Annotated in this window: 14 protein-coding genes; 10 read left to right on the forward strand and 4 right to left on the reverse strand. The window is 31.8% G+C overall.

Going from position 1 to position 16273, the window contains the following annotated elements:
• The first annotated feature begins 45 nt into the window (after positions 1–45).
• From MR593_RS10055 to MR593_RS10075, 5 genes are all read left to right on the forward strand, one after another.
• Positions 46–2160 (forward strand): DNA topoisomerase III, encoded by a 2115-nt coding sequence (locus MR593_RS10055; protein WP_290692473.1) that lies wholly within the window; start codon positions 46–48, stop codon positions 2158–2160.
• Positions 2161–2230: 70 nt separating this feature from the next.
• Positions 2231–3979: a BglG family transcription antiterminator gene (locus MR593_RS10060; protein WP_290692474.1), complete on the forward strand. Its 1749-nt coding sequence runs from the start codon at positions 2231–2233 to the stop codon at positions 3977–3979.
• A 217-nt stretch (positions 3980–4196) separates the two neighbouring features.
• The gene (pfkB, locus tag MR593_RS10065) at positions 4197–5117 is read left to right on the forward strand and encodes a 1-phosphofructokinase (RefSeq protein WP_290692475.1); all 921 of its coding nucleotides are present in this window, start codon (positions 4197–4199) and stop codon (positions 5115–5117) included.
• A 68-nt stretch (positions 5118–5185) separates the two neighbouring features.
• A complete protein-coding gene (locus tag MR593_RS10070; protein WP_290692476.1) occupies positions 5186–7147 on the forward strand; it encodes a PTS fructose transporter subunit IIABC in 1962 nt (653 codons plus the stop codon).
• Between the two features lie 164 nt (positions 7148–7311).
• Positions 7312–8838 carry an FAD-dependent oxidoreductase gene (locus MR593_RS10075; protein WP_290692478.1) on the forward strand — a complete coding sequence of 509 codons (1527 nt, stop codon included), beginning with the start codon at positions 7312–7314 and terminating at the stop codon, positions 8836–8838.
• A 91-nt stretch (positions 8839–8929) separates the two neighbouring features.
• Here MR593_RS10075 and MR593_RS10080 read toward each other — a convergent pair whose 3' ends face one another.
• On the reverse strand, positions 8930–9457 hold the full coding sequence (locus MR593_RS10080; protein ID WP_331474798.1) for a hypothetical protein: 528 nt from the start codon (positions 9455–9457) through the stop codon (positions 8930–8932).
• Positions 9457–9741 carry a type I restriction endonuclease gene (locus tag MR593_RS13515; RefSeq protein ID WP_331474799.1) on the reverse strand — a complete coding sequence of 95 codons (285 nt, stop codon included), beginning with the start codon at positions 9739–9741 and terminating at the stop codon, positions 9457–9459. The genes MR593_RS10080 and MR593_RS13515 overlap by 1 nt, the downstream gene beginning before the upstream one ends.
• Before the next feature lie 226 nt (positions 9742–9967).
• Here MR593_RS13515 and MR593_RS10085 point away from each other — a divergent pair, with 226 nt between their 5' ends.
• From MR593_RS10085 to MR593_RS10100, 4 genes are all read left to right on the forward strand, one after another.
• Positions 9968–10255, forward strand: a complete 288-nt coding sequence (locus MR593_RS10085) for a hypothetical protein (protein ID WP_290692480.1) — start codon at positions 9968–9970, stop codon at positions 10253–10255.
• A 36-nt stretch (positions 10256–10291) separates the two neighbouring features.
• Positions 10292–11101: an MBL fold metallo-hydrolase gene (locus tag MR593_RS10090; RefSeq protein ID WP_290692482.1), complete on the forward strand. Its 810-nt coding sequence runs from the start codon at positions 10292–10294 to the stop codon at positions 11099–11101.
• A gap of 93 nt (positions 11102–11194) precedes the next feature.
• Entirely contained in the window at positions 11195–12277 is a 1083-nt protein-coding gene (locus MR593_RS10095; protein ID WP_290692484.1) for a peptidylprolyl isomerase, read from the forward strand.
• Between the two features lie 96 nt (positions 12278–12373).
• Entirely contained in the window at positions 12374–12715 is a 342-nt protein-coding gene (locus MR593_RS10100; RefSeq protein ID WP_290692486.1) for a cupin domain-containing protein, read from the forward strand.
• A gap of 68 nt (positions 12716–12783) precedes the next feature.
• Here the strand turns inward: MR593_RS10100 and MR593_RS10105 are convergent, their stop codons facing one another.
• On the reverse strand, positions 12784–14346 hold the full coding sequence (locus MR593_RS10105; protein ID WP_290692488.1) for a nitrite/sulfite reductase: 1563 nt from the start codon (positions 14344–14346) through the stop codon (positions 12784–12786).
• A 277-nt stretch (positions 14347–14623) separates the two neighbouring features.
• Between MR593_RS10105 and MR593_RS10110 the strand changes: the two genes are divergently transcribed.
• Positions 14624–15700, forward strand: coding sequence for a DUF6398 domain-containing protein (locus tag MR593_RS10110; RefSeq protein WP_290692489.1), 1077 nt, complete (start codon positions 14624–14626; stop codon positions 15698–15700).
• Between the two features lie 48 nt (positions 15701–15748).
• Here the strand turns inward: MR593_RS10110 and MR593_RS10115 are convergent.
• The coding region (locus tag MR593_RS10115; RefSeq protein ID WP_290692491.1) for a PTS sugar transporter subunit IIC at positions 15749–16273 on the reverse strand (525 nt) is incomplete at its 5' end.

The following is a 16273-nucleotide window of genomic DNA, read 5'->3' on the forward strand; positions in this document are numbered from 1 at the left end:
TGATAATATATACTAATACAATATGCTTTTTAGAAAGGACAGAATATGGAAAAAATATTAGTTTTAGCTGAAAAACCTTCTGTAGGAAGGGATATAGCTAGAGTTTTAGGATGCAAAAACGAGAAAAATGGATATATAGAAGGTCAAAAATACGTCGTGACATGGGCTTTAGGTCACCTAGTTACACTAGCTGACCCAGAAGTATACGACAAGAGATACAAATCTTGGGAGATGAACGATTTGCCAATACTTCCTAAAGAATTAAAGACAGTCGTAATAAAAAAGACCTCAAAGCAATTTAACACAGTAAAGGCTCAATTAAATAGAAATGACGTAAAACAAGTTGTAATAGCTACTGATGCAGGTAGAGAAGGAGAGCTAGTAGCGAGATGGATAATAGAAAAAGCCCACGTTAAAAAGCCTATTAAACGTCTATGGATATCTTCAAGCACAGACAAGGCTATAAAAGAAGGATTTTCAAAGCTAAGAGATGGGAGGGACTACAACAACCTGTATTACTCAGCAATAGCAAGGGCAGAGGCGGACTGGATAGTAGGGATAAACGCAACTAGAGCGCTTACTACGAAGTACAATGCGAGCTTGTCTTGCGGTAGAGTCCAAACGCCTACACTTGCGATGATTTTAAAAAGAGAAGAAGAAATAAAAAACTTCAAGCCAAAGGACTACTACACATTAGATGTACTAGCTGAAAAGGGAGGTAGCTTTTTAAAATTATCTTGGACAGATAAAAATAACTCGACTACGACTTTTAACAAAGAAAAAATAGAAAATATAAAGAAAAAAATAGTAAATCAAGATTTAAAAATTGTAGAAGTAAAAAAATCAGAAAAGAAGAAGTACTCACCAGCTCTTTACGATTTGACAGAGCTTCAAAGAGATGCAAATAAAATCTTTGGATACTCAGCTAAGGAGACGCTGTCTATTATGCAAAAATTATACGAGCATCACAAGGTGCTTACATATCCGAGAACAGATTCTAGATATCTGACAGACGATATAGTAGATACCTTAAAGGACAGAATCAAGGCTGTAAATACGAGCGAATACTCAAAGGTCTGTACAAAGCTACTAAAGACTAAAATAAAGCCGAATAAATCATTTGTAGACAACTCAAAGGTAGGCGATCACCACGCTATAATCCCAACTGAGGAGAGAGTATTTTTAGGTGATTTATCTGACAAAGAGAGAAAAATTTACGATTTAGTAGTCAAGAGATTTCTAAGCGTGCTATGTCCGCCTTTTGAATACGAACAAACTACGATAAAGGCAGTCTGCAAAGGCGAGACATTTACAGCTAAGGGCAATAAAATCAAAAAACTAGGCTGGAGAGAAAACTATAATTACGAAGACGACGATATAATAGATTCAGCAGTAGACGTGCTTATAGACGATAACTTAAAAATAGAGAGTGTGAAGATAGAAAGCAAAAAGACAAAACCGCCTTCATACTTAACTGAAGCGACTTTGCTTACAGAAATGGAAAAGCACAACCTAGGAACTGTAGCTACTAGAGCAGACATAATAGAAAAGCTATTTAATTCGTTCTTTGTCGAATTAAAAAACAAAGAAATTCACACTACATCAAAGGGAAGACAGCTACTAGACTTAGCTCCAACAGACCTAAAAAGTCCATCTCTTACAGCAAAATGGGAAAAGACATTGACAGATATATCTAAAGGAAAGAGCAAAAAGAGTGATTTTATAAACGAAATGAAAAATTACTCAAAAACTATTGTAAAGGAAATAAAAAATAGCGAAAATAAATTTAAACACGACAACCTGACTAGAAACAAGTGCCCAAATTGTGGTAAATTTATGTTAGAAGTAAACGGCAAAAGAGGAAAGATGCTAATTTGTGAGGATAGGGAATGTAACACTAGAAAATTAATTTCTCAAACTACAAACGCTAGATGTCCTAACTGCCACAAAAGACTTGAACTAAAAGGCGAGGGAGAAGGTAAAATATTTACATGCAGCTGTGGATATAGAGAAAAATTATCTTCATTTAACAAGAGAAAAGCAGAAGAGAAGGGAAAAGCTTCTAAAAAAGATATAAATAAATATTTGAAAAACCAAAATAAAGACATGGAAGCGTTTAACAATCCTTTTGCAGCGCTGGCAAGTTTGAAAAAGAAGTAATAGTGTAAGGATACGAAGTACTACTTAACTTTTAAAGGGGTTGATTTTCATTATTTATAGTATAAGAGCCTTGAATATAATTGAAATATTAAAAAATTCCAAAGATCCTGTTAGTAGTTTAGCTCTTAGTGAAGAAATTGGATGTTCTACAAAAACTATACAAAGTGAGATAAAGGATATAAATAAAAACAGCAAGGATGGAAAAATAGTATCAATTCGTGGAATAGGATATAAAATAGAAGGCTCATTTGATCACATAACTATTCCAAGTCAATATTTGGGAAATGTAGACAGAATCGATTACATTATAAAAAGCTTGATAAATCTAACTACAAAAGAAGATAATACTATAAAGCTAGAGGAACTGGCGGATTCGATGTATATCAGCGTCTCTACAGTAAAAAACGATTTAAAAGAAGTAAAATCTATTTTGAAAAAATACAATATCTCTATAGTCTCAAAGCACAAACAGGGTATAGCGATAGAGTCAGAAGAAGAGGATATAATAAGATTTATACTCGATATATGTTCTAAAAAGGAAAATGATTTAAATTTAAAGGACTTTTTAACTGATAGAGTAGCCGATAATATGTTTAATCTGAAAAACATAATTTTAAGTATTTTAAGCAGCAAGCACTTGGTTTTAAGCGATACAGAGTTTAAAAACCTGTGCAGTATAATATTTATAAAATTGAGCAGAAGTAATCAAGAGGAAAACGAGTTTATAGAACAGTATATCAACGATTATATAGTTCAGAGAGAGCAGATAATGAACGACGACAAAAACAAAGAAAAAATACTCGGCGCGATAAAAAAATTCTGCAAAAACTTGAAAATAGCGACATCTATAGATATCAGCAACGATGAGATTTTTGAAAAATGTCTCTACGATCATATAAACAGCATCTACAAAAAGATGAAGCTAGGCATAAACCAGTATGGAGTACTGCCAGTCGATATAAGGATAAAATACCCTTATGCATACGAACTAGGTAAAATAGCCAAAAAAACAATAGAAGAAGAGCTAGACCTAAAATTAGACGACGAAGAGATATCGAATATAGCAGTACATGTCGGCGGTGCAATAGAAAGATGCGCTCACAACCAAAAGAAAAAGGTATTTAAAGTCATAATCGTATGCGTATCTGGAATAGGTACCTCTATGCTTATAAAAAACAAGCTAGAGTATTTATTCGAGGATAAAATAGAAATAGTAAAAATAATACCTGCTTATTTAATAGATTACATAAACGCCTTAGAGGTTGATTTTATAATATCTACAGTAGATATGAAATTTGAAAGAGTGCCTGTAATAACAGTTTCTCCTCTTTTGAACGACAATGAAGTGAAAATAATCGAGAAATTTATGAAAACAGGTAAAATTTATAAGGAAGTTGAGCCTAGAGAGCTATTTGACAGAGAACTGTTTTTCACTGATTTGAAATTTAAAACGAAGGAAGAGGTCATTGATTTTCTAGGGGGTAAGCTCCTAGAAAAAGGAGCAATAGATGAGGATATGAAAAACTCATTTTTCGATAGGGAGAAAATAGCCACTACAGAAATAGGAAACATGGTGGCGCTTCCACACGGCGCTAATGGCAAGATTTTAAAAAATAAAATAGCAGTTGGAATACTAGACAAGCCTATACATTGGACTTTAGGAGAGGTCAGACTGATTTTGACTTTAGCTATCGACAAGGATGAAATATTCGACTACGAGAGGTTGTTTTCGATAATATACAAGCAAGTGGGCTCAGTATCAAAGGTAATAAGCATTTGCGAAAACAAAAATTATGAAAAATTTATAAAGATGTTTTAAAAATTTAAATTTTTAAGCATGTTGAAATTGCTAAGTAAAACCTAGTAATTTCAATGCTTTTAAAAACATACAATTGAAAAAAATGGAAAAAGCGATAAATTTCTCTTTTAATTAAGAGAAATTTTTTGCCTTTTTGAAAAAATAAATTTAGTTTATTATTAAAACATAGAATAAAACAAAAGAAAACGAGCACAAATAATATAGAGGAGGCTTGGAAATGATATATACAGTAACACTTAATCCATCTATAGATTATGTCATAAAAGTAGACAACTTGACAAAGGGAAAAGTTAATAGAGTTTCTGAAGAGCATGTCTATCCAGGTGGAAAGGGAATAAACGTAACTAGAATATTAAAAAGTCTAGACAACGACAACATAGCGTTGGGATTTGTAAGTGGATTTACAGGAGATTACATAGTGAATTCCTTAAAGGATTTAAATTTAAAATCTGAGTTTATAAAAGTAAAAGAAGGATTTACAAGAATCAATGTAAAGATAAAGAGCAATGAAGAGACAGAAATAAATGGACAAGGTCCTAAAATAAGCGAGGAAGAATTAAAAGAGTTTTACGCAATTATAGATAGGTTAGTTGATGGAGATATCTTAATATTATCAGGAAGTATCCCATCATGCTTAGATGAAAAATTATACGAAAAAATAATGGAAAGAGTGAATTCAAAGGACATCAAGGTAGTAGTAGATGCGACTAAGAACTTACTTTTAAATGTATTAAAATACAGACCATTTTTAATAAAGCCAAATAACCACGAACTAGCTGAAATGTTCGATGTAGAATTAAAATCAACAGAAGACGTAATTTTCTACGCTAGAAAATTAAAAGAAATGGGAGCTCAAAACGTTCTAATATCTATGGGAGGTAATGGAGCACTACTAGTTTCAGAAGATGACGAGGTATTTATAAGCAGCGTTGCAAAGGGCGAGGTTATAAACTCAGTTGGAGCTGGGGACTCAATGGTAGCAGGATTTGTAAGTGGATATTTAAAGACAGGTAGCTATGAAGAAGCATTAAGACTCGGTGCAGCAAGTGGAGGAGCGACAGCATTTTCTTCAGATCTAGCATCTAGAGAATTTATAGATAAATTAGTAAAAGAAATAAACGTTGAAAAAAATAGATAATTTATAAAGATTAAAATTCCTAGTAATAATAAGGACTAATATATAAAATAATAAAAAGGAGTAAGATTATGAGAATAACAGATTTATTATCAAAAGAATCTATAAAGCTAAACCTTTCATCTAAGACAAAACCAGATGTAATAGATGAAATGGTCGACTTAGTAAATGCAAGTGGAAATTTAAACGACAAGCAAGAATACAAAGAAGCAATACTTGCTCGTGAAGAATTAAGCACAACTGCAGTAGGAGAAGGAATAGCAATACCTCACGCTAAGACAAAGGCAGTTAAAAAAGCTTGCCTAGCTGCAGGTATAACAAAAGAAGGAATAGATTACGAAGCTTTTGACGGCAGCTTATCAAACTTATTCTTTATGATAGCTGCACCAGATGGAGCAAATAACACTCACTTAGAAGTATTATCGAGATTATCTACAATATTAATGGATGCAGACTTCAAAAACAGCCTAATCGATTCAAAGAGTGTAGATGAATTCTTATCATTAATAGATCAAAAAGAAACTGAAAAATTCCCTGAAGAACAAAAGGAAGAAGCCAAAGCTGAAACAACAGAAGCAAAATCAAATGATGGATATCCAGAGGTTCTAGCAGTTACTGCCTGCCCAACAGGTATAGCACATACTTTCATGGCAGCAGAAAGCTTATCTAACAAGGGTGAAGAAAAGGGAATAACAGTAAAGGTCGAAACTAACGGTTCTGGAGGAATCAAAAACGCTTTAACTAAAGAAGAAATAGAACATGCAAAATGTATAATAGTTGCAGCTGATAAAAAAGTAGAAATGGCGAGATTTGACGGCAAAAAAGTAATAATAACTAAGGTTGCCGATGGAATACATAAAGCTGATGAATTACTAGAAAGAGCAGTAAAGGGAGATGCTCCAATATACCATGCAGATGGAGCTGAAGTAGCTGAAGAAGAATCAAATGAAAAAGAAGGTCTAGGTAGAAAATTCTATAAAGACCTAATGAACGGTGTATCTCACATGCTACCATTTGTCGTAGGTGGAGGTATACTAATAGCAATAGCTTTCTTACTAGATGACTATAGCATAAACCCAGCGAACTTCGGTATGAATACACCATTAGCAGCATTTTTCAAAACTGTAGGTGGCCAAGCATTTAACTTCATGCTTCCAATATTAGCAGGATATATCGCTATGAGTATAGCTGATAGACCAGGTTTAGCAGTAGGTTTCGTAGGTGGAGTTTTAGCAAAAGATGGATATGCATTTAATAATTTAATGGATTTTGCAAATTCTAACCCTGTAAGCTCAGGATTTATAGGTGCACTAATCGCAGGTTTTGTAGGTGGATATATAGTAGTTTTACTTAAAAAATTATTCTCTAAATTACCAGCATCATTAGAAGGTATAAAACCAGTTTTACTTTACCCTCTATTTGGAATACTTCTAATGGCATTATTCATGATGGCTATAAATCCAGCAGTTGGAGCTATAAACTCAGGACTTAACAACTTCCTAGCATCAATGAGTGGAAGTAGTAAGATATTATTAGGTGCTATATTAGCTGGAATGATGGCAATTGACATGGGTGGACCATTCAACAAAGCGGCTTACGTATTTGGTACTGCACAGCTTACTGTTGCAAATGCAGGTCCAGAACAATTTGGAATAATGGCAGCAGTTATGATAGGTGGTATGGTTCCTCCTCTAGCAATAGCACTTGCAACTACTATCTTCAAGGATAGATTCACAGAAAGTGAAAGAAAATCAGGTATAGTAAACTATGTAATGGGTGCATCATTTATAACAGAAGGTGCAATACCATTTGCAGCAGGAGATCCAGCGAGAGTTATACCTTCTTGTGTAATTGGATCAGCTGTAGCAGGTGCCTTATCAATGGCATTTGGATGTGGATCTAGAGCACCACACGGTGGATTATTCGTATTACCAGTTATAACAAATCCTTTGATGTACCTAGTTGCTTTAGTAGTAGGTTCAGTAGTAGGAGCAGTTATATTAGGTGTACTTAGAAAAAACAAAGCTAACTAAATTTAAAACAATATAATATAGATTTAAGCCATAAATAAACAACCCCACTTTTACTACCATGAGTTATCGCTTGTGGTAGTTTTTTTTTCAAATTATAAATAATTTTGCTAAAAATAGTAAACAATAATATCGTATAAAATTTGATATAAAGAAAGGTGTTTACTATGGAAAATTCATTTTGGATATTGAACTCAGAAAATATAGATTATCCCACTTTAGATAAAAATATTGAAACTGACTACTTGATAGTAGGTGCAGGTCTTACAGGACTACATACGGCATATTTACTTGCTGGTCAAGATAAAAAAATCACCATAATCGACGCCGACAAAGTTGGATATGGATCATCAGGCAGAAATACCGGCAAGATAACATCTTCACACGGCTTGATTTACGACAAGATAAGCAAAAAGTACGGAGACGAAAAGGCGAAACTCTACTATGAAGCAAATCAAAAAGGCGTTAAATTAATAGAAGAAATAATAAACGAATACGATATAGACTGCAATTTTGAAAAGCTTCCTAATTATATATTTACAGAAGACGAAGATTATGTAAATCAAATTAAGCAGGAATACAACACGTGTGAGAGATTACAAATACCATATGAGTATTTGAATGATATAGAGAACTTTCCTCTAGATGTGAAGGCAGCGCTTAGATTAGACGATCAAGCACAATTTAACACAAAAAAATACATCGACAAGTTAGCTCAAATCGACGAATCTAAGGGCGTTTCTATATATGAAAATACACCTGTTGTAGGTCTAACTAGAGAAGGGGATACTTATATAGTAAAAGCAAAAGATGGTATTGAGATAAAAACAAAAACGCTGATTATAGCTTCTTCTAACCCGTGGTATGATGGCTTAAGATTTTATTTTTCAAAACAAAAGGCCTCTAGATCTTATCTAACACTATCAAAGCTCAACAAGCCTATTGCAAAGGGTATGTTTATAAATGTAGAAGAACCTTCAAAGACTATAAGGACATACATCGATAAAGGGCAAGATTACTTGATTTGTGGAGGGTTTGACCATAAAACAGGAAAATGCGATGATGAAAAAGAGATATTCGATAAAATTGTAGATTTTGCAAAAAATAATTTTAAAATAGGCACTATCAAATACAAATGGTCTACGCAAGACTATATAACCACAGACAACATACCTTACATAGGGCGTATAAACAGCGAAGAAAATATCTATATAGCGACTGGATTTTGTAAATGGGGTATAAGCACTTCTGCTGTAGCGGCTATGGTTTTTAGAGATTTAATTGTAAATGGTGGCTCTGATTACGAAGAATTATTTAATCCATCTAGAGCAGGAAGCTATTTAAATTTTAACTATTTAAAAGAAAATACTATAATGGCTTACGATTATATAAAAGGAAAGATAAAAAACGGAAGCACTGAATTAGATTTAAAAAAAGAAGAGGGAAAAGTCGTGATTATAAATGGAGATAAATACGGAGCTTATAAAGATAAGGACGGCAAGGTGTTTGTCGTAGATATAACTTGTACGCATTTGGGGTGTGAGCTAGAATTTAATAGCTTTGAACATAGCTGGGATTGCCCGTGTCATGGTTCTAGATTTAATTATGACGGGACAGTTTTGAATGGTCCAGCACTTAAACCGTTGAAATTACTCGGTATGGGTGATAATGACATTGATCCTGATTTAGTGTAATTTTGGTTCAAATACTTGTTTCGTCAGTGAATTCACAGAAAGAAAAGCTAGAGAAATCCACTTTTGATAAATTATTTCTCTAGATTTTTTATTAAATATATCTTTTAACAATTTCTTCAAGTAGAGGTTTAATTTCTTTTAAATCGCTCATTTCATCAAAATCGTATTTTATAGGTTCTTTATTTTCATTAGGAATGTGTATTCCCATTTGATTTTTTCTATATAAGAACAATCTACATATCCAATTATTACTGTTATTTTTATAGTTAATTCCAAAATAACTTTTTGTACTTTTATATGTAATATCTTCCTTATCAACTACATCTGATAAAATTTCCCTTATCATTTCAAGAGCTTCTAATTCTTCTTTTAATCTATTGTTTATATTATCTATATATTTTAAGTTTGAAGCTGTGGAAGAAATTGCTTCGAGATTAAATGTATTTTTGGCAAATTTTTTTAATTGTAATATTTCATTATCATCTATATCTAATAAGTTTATTTCAAGGAATGGTTTTTTATCCATCATATTTGTTTGCTCTAAATCTGTAAAAAACTTGTAATTAATACCATTTGTTAGTATTGCAAATTTAGCTTCTGTTACAGAAAAGTATCTCATTAGCTGTGTATCATGTTTTTTAGTTTATCTGTCACAGACTTAGCTTCAATTATTATAACTGGTTTGCCATTTCGAATAATTGCATAATCTACTTTTTCACCTTTTTTAACGCCTATATCCGCTACATACTCAGGAACGAATTCCATTGGATTAAAAACATCGTAATCTAATAATTGAAAAAAGGGCATTATTAGAGCTGTTTTTGTGGCCTCTTCTGTAGTAAGTGTGTCTTTTATTGTTTCAATTCTGCTTATAAAATTTCTAATTTTTTCGTTGAAATCCATAGTTACTCCCCTCGTTTCTAAATTCAATTGTTTTACTAATTATCATATTCAATTATTTTTTTAATGATATTAGTCTTTTGTAAAATAAAATATCAACTCTTAAAAAAATTTTATCATAAATTGAAGGTAAATAAATAACAAATATAAAATTTAAAATTTTAACTGAAGACTTTTTTATAAAATGGTATAATTATAAAGACTAGAAAGTTGATATGTGAGGTATTATATGAAAACATATGAATTGATGATAAAACAAATTGTAGAGGAGTTAAATGAAATAGAATATAACATAGAAAATAATTCAAAGGATAAAGAATTAATACAAGATGATTTATTTTATGTTACTAATAAAGCGATAAATGCAAAGGATTCGTTTAAATTAAATTATTTTAAACGCAAAGATCCGGAGCTTTTAAAAGAGATAAAAGTAGACTATGCATATAAGATACTCGATCAATTGAGCGATTGTATAGCAAGATGTGCTTATTTGAAATGTATAATTTTTATGCATTAGTTAAAATTACGTAAAAATCAAAAAGAGGTATTAAAAATGACAAAAGAATTAATTATGCTGGGGACAGGACATGCTATGGTCACAAGATGCTATAATACATGTTTTTTATTAAAAAAAGAAGATGAATATTTGATGGTAGATTCTGGCGGTGGAAATGGGATTATGGCACAGCTGGAAAAACTGGAAATTGAATACACTGACATCCATAATTTGATTTTGACACATGGACATACCGACCATATATTGGGAGCAATTTGGATAATAAGAAAAATTGCCATGATGATGACCACTCAAAAATATACTGGAAAATTTACTATATATTGCCATGATGAAGCGATCAAAATAATTCAAACATTTTGTGAACTCCTTTTTCCAGAGAAGTTTCTTAAATTTATTGGAGATGGGATTTATATCCAAGAGGTAGTCGATGGAGAAGAAGTCGATATTATGGGGATTAAAACAGAGTTTTTCGATATAAAATCGACAAAGAAAAAGCAATTTGGATTTAAATTGACGTTTGAAGACGGCAAGACATTGGCTTGCCTTGGAGATGAGCCTTACAATGAAGTAAATAAAAAATATGTACAAAATTGCGACTGGATGCTTTCTGAAGCTTATTGTCTATACGATGACAGGGAAAAATTTAAACCATATCAAAAGCACCACAGTACAGCTCTAGATGCTGGAAAATGTGCAGATAAATTAAATATAAAAAATTTACTTTTATATCATACTGAGGATACAGATTTAGAAAAACGAAAGAAATTATATACAGATGAAGCAAAATCTGTTTTCGGCGGAAATGTATTTGTTCCGTATGATTTAGAAAAAGTAATAATTAAATAAGAATAAATTAAGGTTTTTATTATAAAATAATAGATAAATTCGAATGGACTAAATTAAATCTTAGTCCATTTTAAAATTATTTGGGAGGATCGGATGTTTAAAAAAAATAAAAAGGTCGATAATAACACTATAAAATCCAACGAGATTTCATCGTCCGAAGATAAAATTGTTATTATGGACGAAAATGAAAAAAGAGAAAGAAAAATAATGAAAAAGGTTGCCTTAGTATTTGTATTAGTATGTGCAATCGGAGGGGCTTTTTACGGAGGTATGGAGTATGGTAGACTTTTGCCGGCTAGCCATAGATATTATTCTAACAGCCAAGTATACGCAACTATAGATGGCGAAAAAATAACAGGAAAAGACTTAAAAACTGTCATGGAGCCGATTTTCTATTCAAATGGACTTCAAAAATTAAGTGATTCAGAAATTTCTTCATATGAATCTACTATGCTTGAATACATGGTCAACATGGAGGTTTTATATAAAGAAGCAAAAGAAAACAACGTAGAAGTCACAGATGATCAGGTACAACAAAACTACGATCAGACTATAAGCAGTATAAATTCTCAGTATAATTTAACTGAAGAAGAATATTTGAAAAAATTCAACCTAACAGAAGAAAAGTTAAAGGAGCGTATAAAAAAGGAATTGATGGGAGCAGCTTATCTAGAAGATTACAGTAATGTGACTGAGCAAGAGGCAAAAAATTACTACGAAAAAAATAAAGACGACTATAAACAAATTAGAGCTTCTCATATATTGATTTCAAATTACGATAGCGATAATAAAGAGGTAAGTGACGAACAAAAGAAGAAAAACAAACAAACTGCCGAAGAGGTTTTAAAATTGGCATTAGATGGAGAAGATTTTGCTTCATTAGCAAAGGAATTTTCAGATGACTCTTCTGCTTCTAGTGGAGGAGATTTAGGCTATTTCACTGGAGACGATATGGTGAGTTCATTCTCAAAGGCGGCATTTTCTCTAAAAAACGGTGAAATCTATCCTGAAGTAGTAGAGACGACTTCTGGATACCATATAATAAAGAAAACAGGTGAAAAGCAACAAGCTTTTGACGATGTTAAGGACGATTTAATTACGACTCTTAAAAATACTAAGCAAACTACTTTAATGCAAGACTTGTACAGCAAGTACAATGTAGATATAAAAAATTAGAAAAAAGAGTATATAGCCATGTTAAAATTTTTAAAGCTGTGATATTATGTAATATAAGTGTAATTATTTAAAGTAAATTTTAAAGGAGATATGCAGATGATAAAGAGAAAAAATGAATTGACAAAAACTGTAGGGCCTATTGCAGGTGGAAAAGGAGAAATAACTCGTGAATTGATACTTGAAGGTGAAGAGCTAAAGGATCAAGCGAAGGTATTTTCAAAAATAACTGTACCAGTAGGCGCTTCAATTGGTATGCATGAACACAGAGAAGACTTTGAAGTATATTACATATTAAGCGGAAAAGGTGAGGTTTTAGATGGCGAAGAAATCGTCGAAGTAGGACAAGGCGACGTTATCTATACTATTGACGCGAAACACTACATTGAAAATACAGGAGACGAAGAATTAGTATTTTTAGCTGTAGTAATTAATTTATAGAAGCTAGGTAATTTATAAAAATTTCAATATAAAAGCTGTAGATATGGATTTTCTACAGCTTTTTAAATTTATACAAGGTTGTACTTATCGATTATTTTATTGAACTCCTCGCGATAATTTTGTGTCAAGGATTTAAAGTTGATATTTTTTTCCACAAGCTTTTCACTTATTTCGTATAGCATAGCTGGAATATCATCGCATTTAAATTCGCCTACAGTTTCACCTAATTTTGACTCACCTACAGCGAATTTGCCGTTTATACTCATTTCAAAGCAGTGTGTAGGGATATTGTCGATTTTTTTCATTCTACCGGTAAACCCAATGCATCCTATTTGGTGAACCCCACAGGAATTTCCACATCCAGAGATATAGATTTTAGGCATTACCTCTAGATTTTTATGGTCTCTGCTATTTATTTTAAAATGGGTTATTATATCCGAAAGCATTTTTTGGCTGTCGCAAATTCCCATTTGGCATATAGGTGTTCCTATACAGGAAATACTGTTTTCAAGCAGTGTTGAGCCGCTCGTATTTTCTGTGATTTCTAAAATTTTCTTGGCTTCGTTTCCATCTAGGTTGAGTATATACATTTCCTCCATCATGCCGATTCTTATTATAGGATTTTTTATTTTATCTAGTTCATATAGCAAGGACTTCAAATTTTTTAATTTGTATATACCTCCGACTGGATGAATATAGACTGTATATAAATTTGGCTGCTTTTGCTTTATTAATCTAGGATTTGTGCAGTCTATAGGTGAACCTTCTTTATTATAATCTATAGGAGTTGGGTTTATTTTTAAATTTTTACTTTGCTTTTGTTCGTCTACGTATTTTTTGAATTTATTTATGAATTCCTCTTCACCAAAATCTTCTACTAAATATCTTAATCTAGCTCTATTTTTGTTTTCGTAGTTTCCCTCCTTTGCAAAAAATTCTGTAAGACCCTCTACGTAATAAAGCACGTCGCAAGTATTCACTAGCTCGTCAAGCTTTATGCCAAGTCGAGGATTTCTGCCGAGACCTCCTCCTACGTACAATTTAAAATACGGCTTACCGTTTTTAGTAGTAGCTACGAATCCCAAATCCTGAACAGTTGCATGTGCAAAATCTTTATCAGAGCTTGAGTAAGAGACCTTGAGCTTTCTAGGGAGATGATAAGTCGTAATTTTATTTAAAAAATACTTATCAGTAGCTAGAGCATATGGAGTCACATCGAAGATATCCTCTGTATCAACTCCAGACAGAGGTGATAGACCTACATTTCTAGGGTAATTTCCACCGCCCCCTCTTGTAAATATACATTTTTCTATACCGGTTTTCATTATATCAACGACTGCATCTACATCTAAATCATGTAATTGTATCGCCTGTCTAGTTGTCAAGTGTATAGACTCTAAGTTGTGTTTATTTGCCATTTGGTATATAGTATGTAGCTGACATCTAGATATAACACCACATGAGGTTCTAAGTCTTATCATAAATGATTTTTTATCTCTTTGGGCGTATACACCGTATCCACCGGAGAAGCTTTTGTACTGCATTTTAGATATATTTCCATTTAAAAAATTTAAAGTGTAATCCTTAAATTCAGGTAATTCATTTAATAATGTTTTTTTAAAATTATTCATAAAACACCGCCTACTTTAAAATCAATATTTTATATGTTTAGTATTATTTCCAAAAAAAATAATTTTATCCTATAAAATATATAAATTTCTGATATATCTATTCGAAAAATATTTATTTTTAAAATCAATTACTTTTATATCTAATTAAAAAAATACCATGCTAAATGAATGGTAAAATATGCAAATATTCAACTTTTGACATATATATATAAGATATGATAAATTATATAAGTATGTTATAATAATATAGGTTAAAGATTTGATATGGGAGGATATGATGAAGGACAGAATTAATGAAATTAGAGATGCAATAATAGAATATTGTAAACAAAATTTAAATGAACAATATAAAGATATGAGTCTAGATGTTTTAAAAAAAATAGAACAAAAAGACCAAGATTTATTGAATTCATCTAGATGCGATATATGGGTAGCTTCTATATTAAATATAGTATTAGAAGATAACGAAATGTTTAAAAGAAAACACCCTATGTACATAACTAAAAAGGCTTTTTCTGAAAAAACAGGAGTTAGCTCAAAAACTATAAAAAGCAAATCAGAAATTTTAAGAAATTTACTCGATGAAAATCAAGAAGTTGCATCTGAAAAAGAAGCAGAAAAAGTAGAAGAAGTACAAAATGATAAAGCTCAAAGCTCAAAGATAGAAACTGTAAATCTTGAAGATATAAAATTAGAGCCTCAAAAAGAATTAACTGAAGAAGAGCTTAAAGAATCAAAATACAAAGCTCTAATGGGATTAGCACATGAGGATTTACCTTTTGCAGATAGATTAGAATATTTACAAGAAGCTATGGCAGTTGCAAAAGAAATGATACAAGACGAAGAAAATACAACTAATTATTGGCATAATGTTTCTGCTAGACCATATATGATAGCATCACAAGATTTGGCGGTTTTATTGATGACTTATAAAAATTACGAAGAAGCGAGATCTATATTAGAATTACTATTAGATATGGACGAAGAGGATAACCAAGGAAATAGATTTAAATTGATTCATATATTAATAAAACAAAACGATAGAAAAGCTGTAAATGAATTGTTCTTAAGATTTAAAAATGAAGACTCTGCTCAATGGGATTATTTTAAAGGTTTATATTACTTCAAAAACGGAAATCTATACTTTGCTAAGGATTCAGTAAAATCAGGAGTTAAGAAAAATAAATACATAGGATTATTTTTAATGCAATGGACTGCTGCTTTAAGAATGTCTGGTTCAATAATTGATCCTGTATTATACACAGAAGCTACTTATTACTACAATGAAAACTTCGAATTATGGAAAGAAACAGATGGAGCATTAAAATGGTTAGTTAATGCTGTAATAAAATAAAAAGGCTATTTAATAGCCTTTTTGTTTTATTTAATATAAATTTAATTTCTAGATATCTAATTTTAAATCACCAGGTTTTATCCAGTTTTTAGATCTCATAAATTCTGATATTATCAAAGTCACTACAGCAGGTAGTATGAAGTTTAGTAGTAAAATTCCAACCCACATCATCATTCCACCTTTTCCAGCTTCAGTCATGGCTGTAACTGTACCGAATTGTCCGACTAGACCGCATGTACCCATACCAGAACCTATAGGAATATTTTCCATTTTAAATACTACAGTAGATAGAGGCCCTAAAATCGCTGATGCTAATGTTGGAGGAATCCATATCTTCCAGTTTTTTATGATATTAGGCATTTGTAGCATTGATGTACCTAGACCTTGTGCAAATAATCCACCTACACCATTTTCTTTAAAGCTCATAACAGCAAATCCTACCATTTGGCAGCAGCATCCAACTGTAGCAGCTCCTCCTGCAAGTCCACTAAGACTCAACATTATACATATAGCGGCACTACTTATTGGAAGAGTTAAAGCAATTCCAACTAGTACAGATACTATTACACCCAT

Origin of the sequence: Intestinibacter sp. (genome assembly GCF_022780145.1) — a bacterium.
Lineage (GTDB): Bacteria > Bacillota > Clostridia > Peptostreptococcales > Peptostreptococcaceae > Intestinibacter.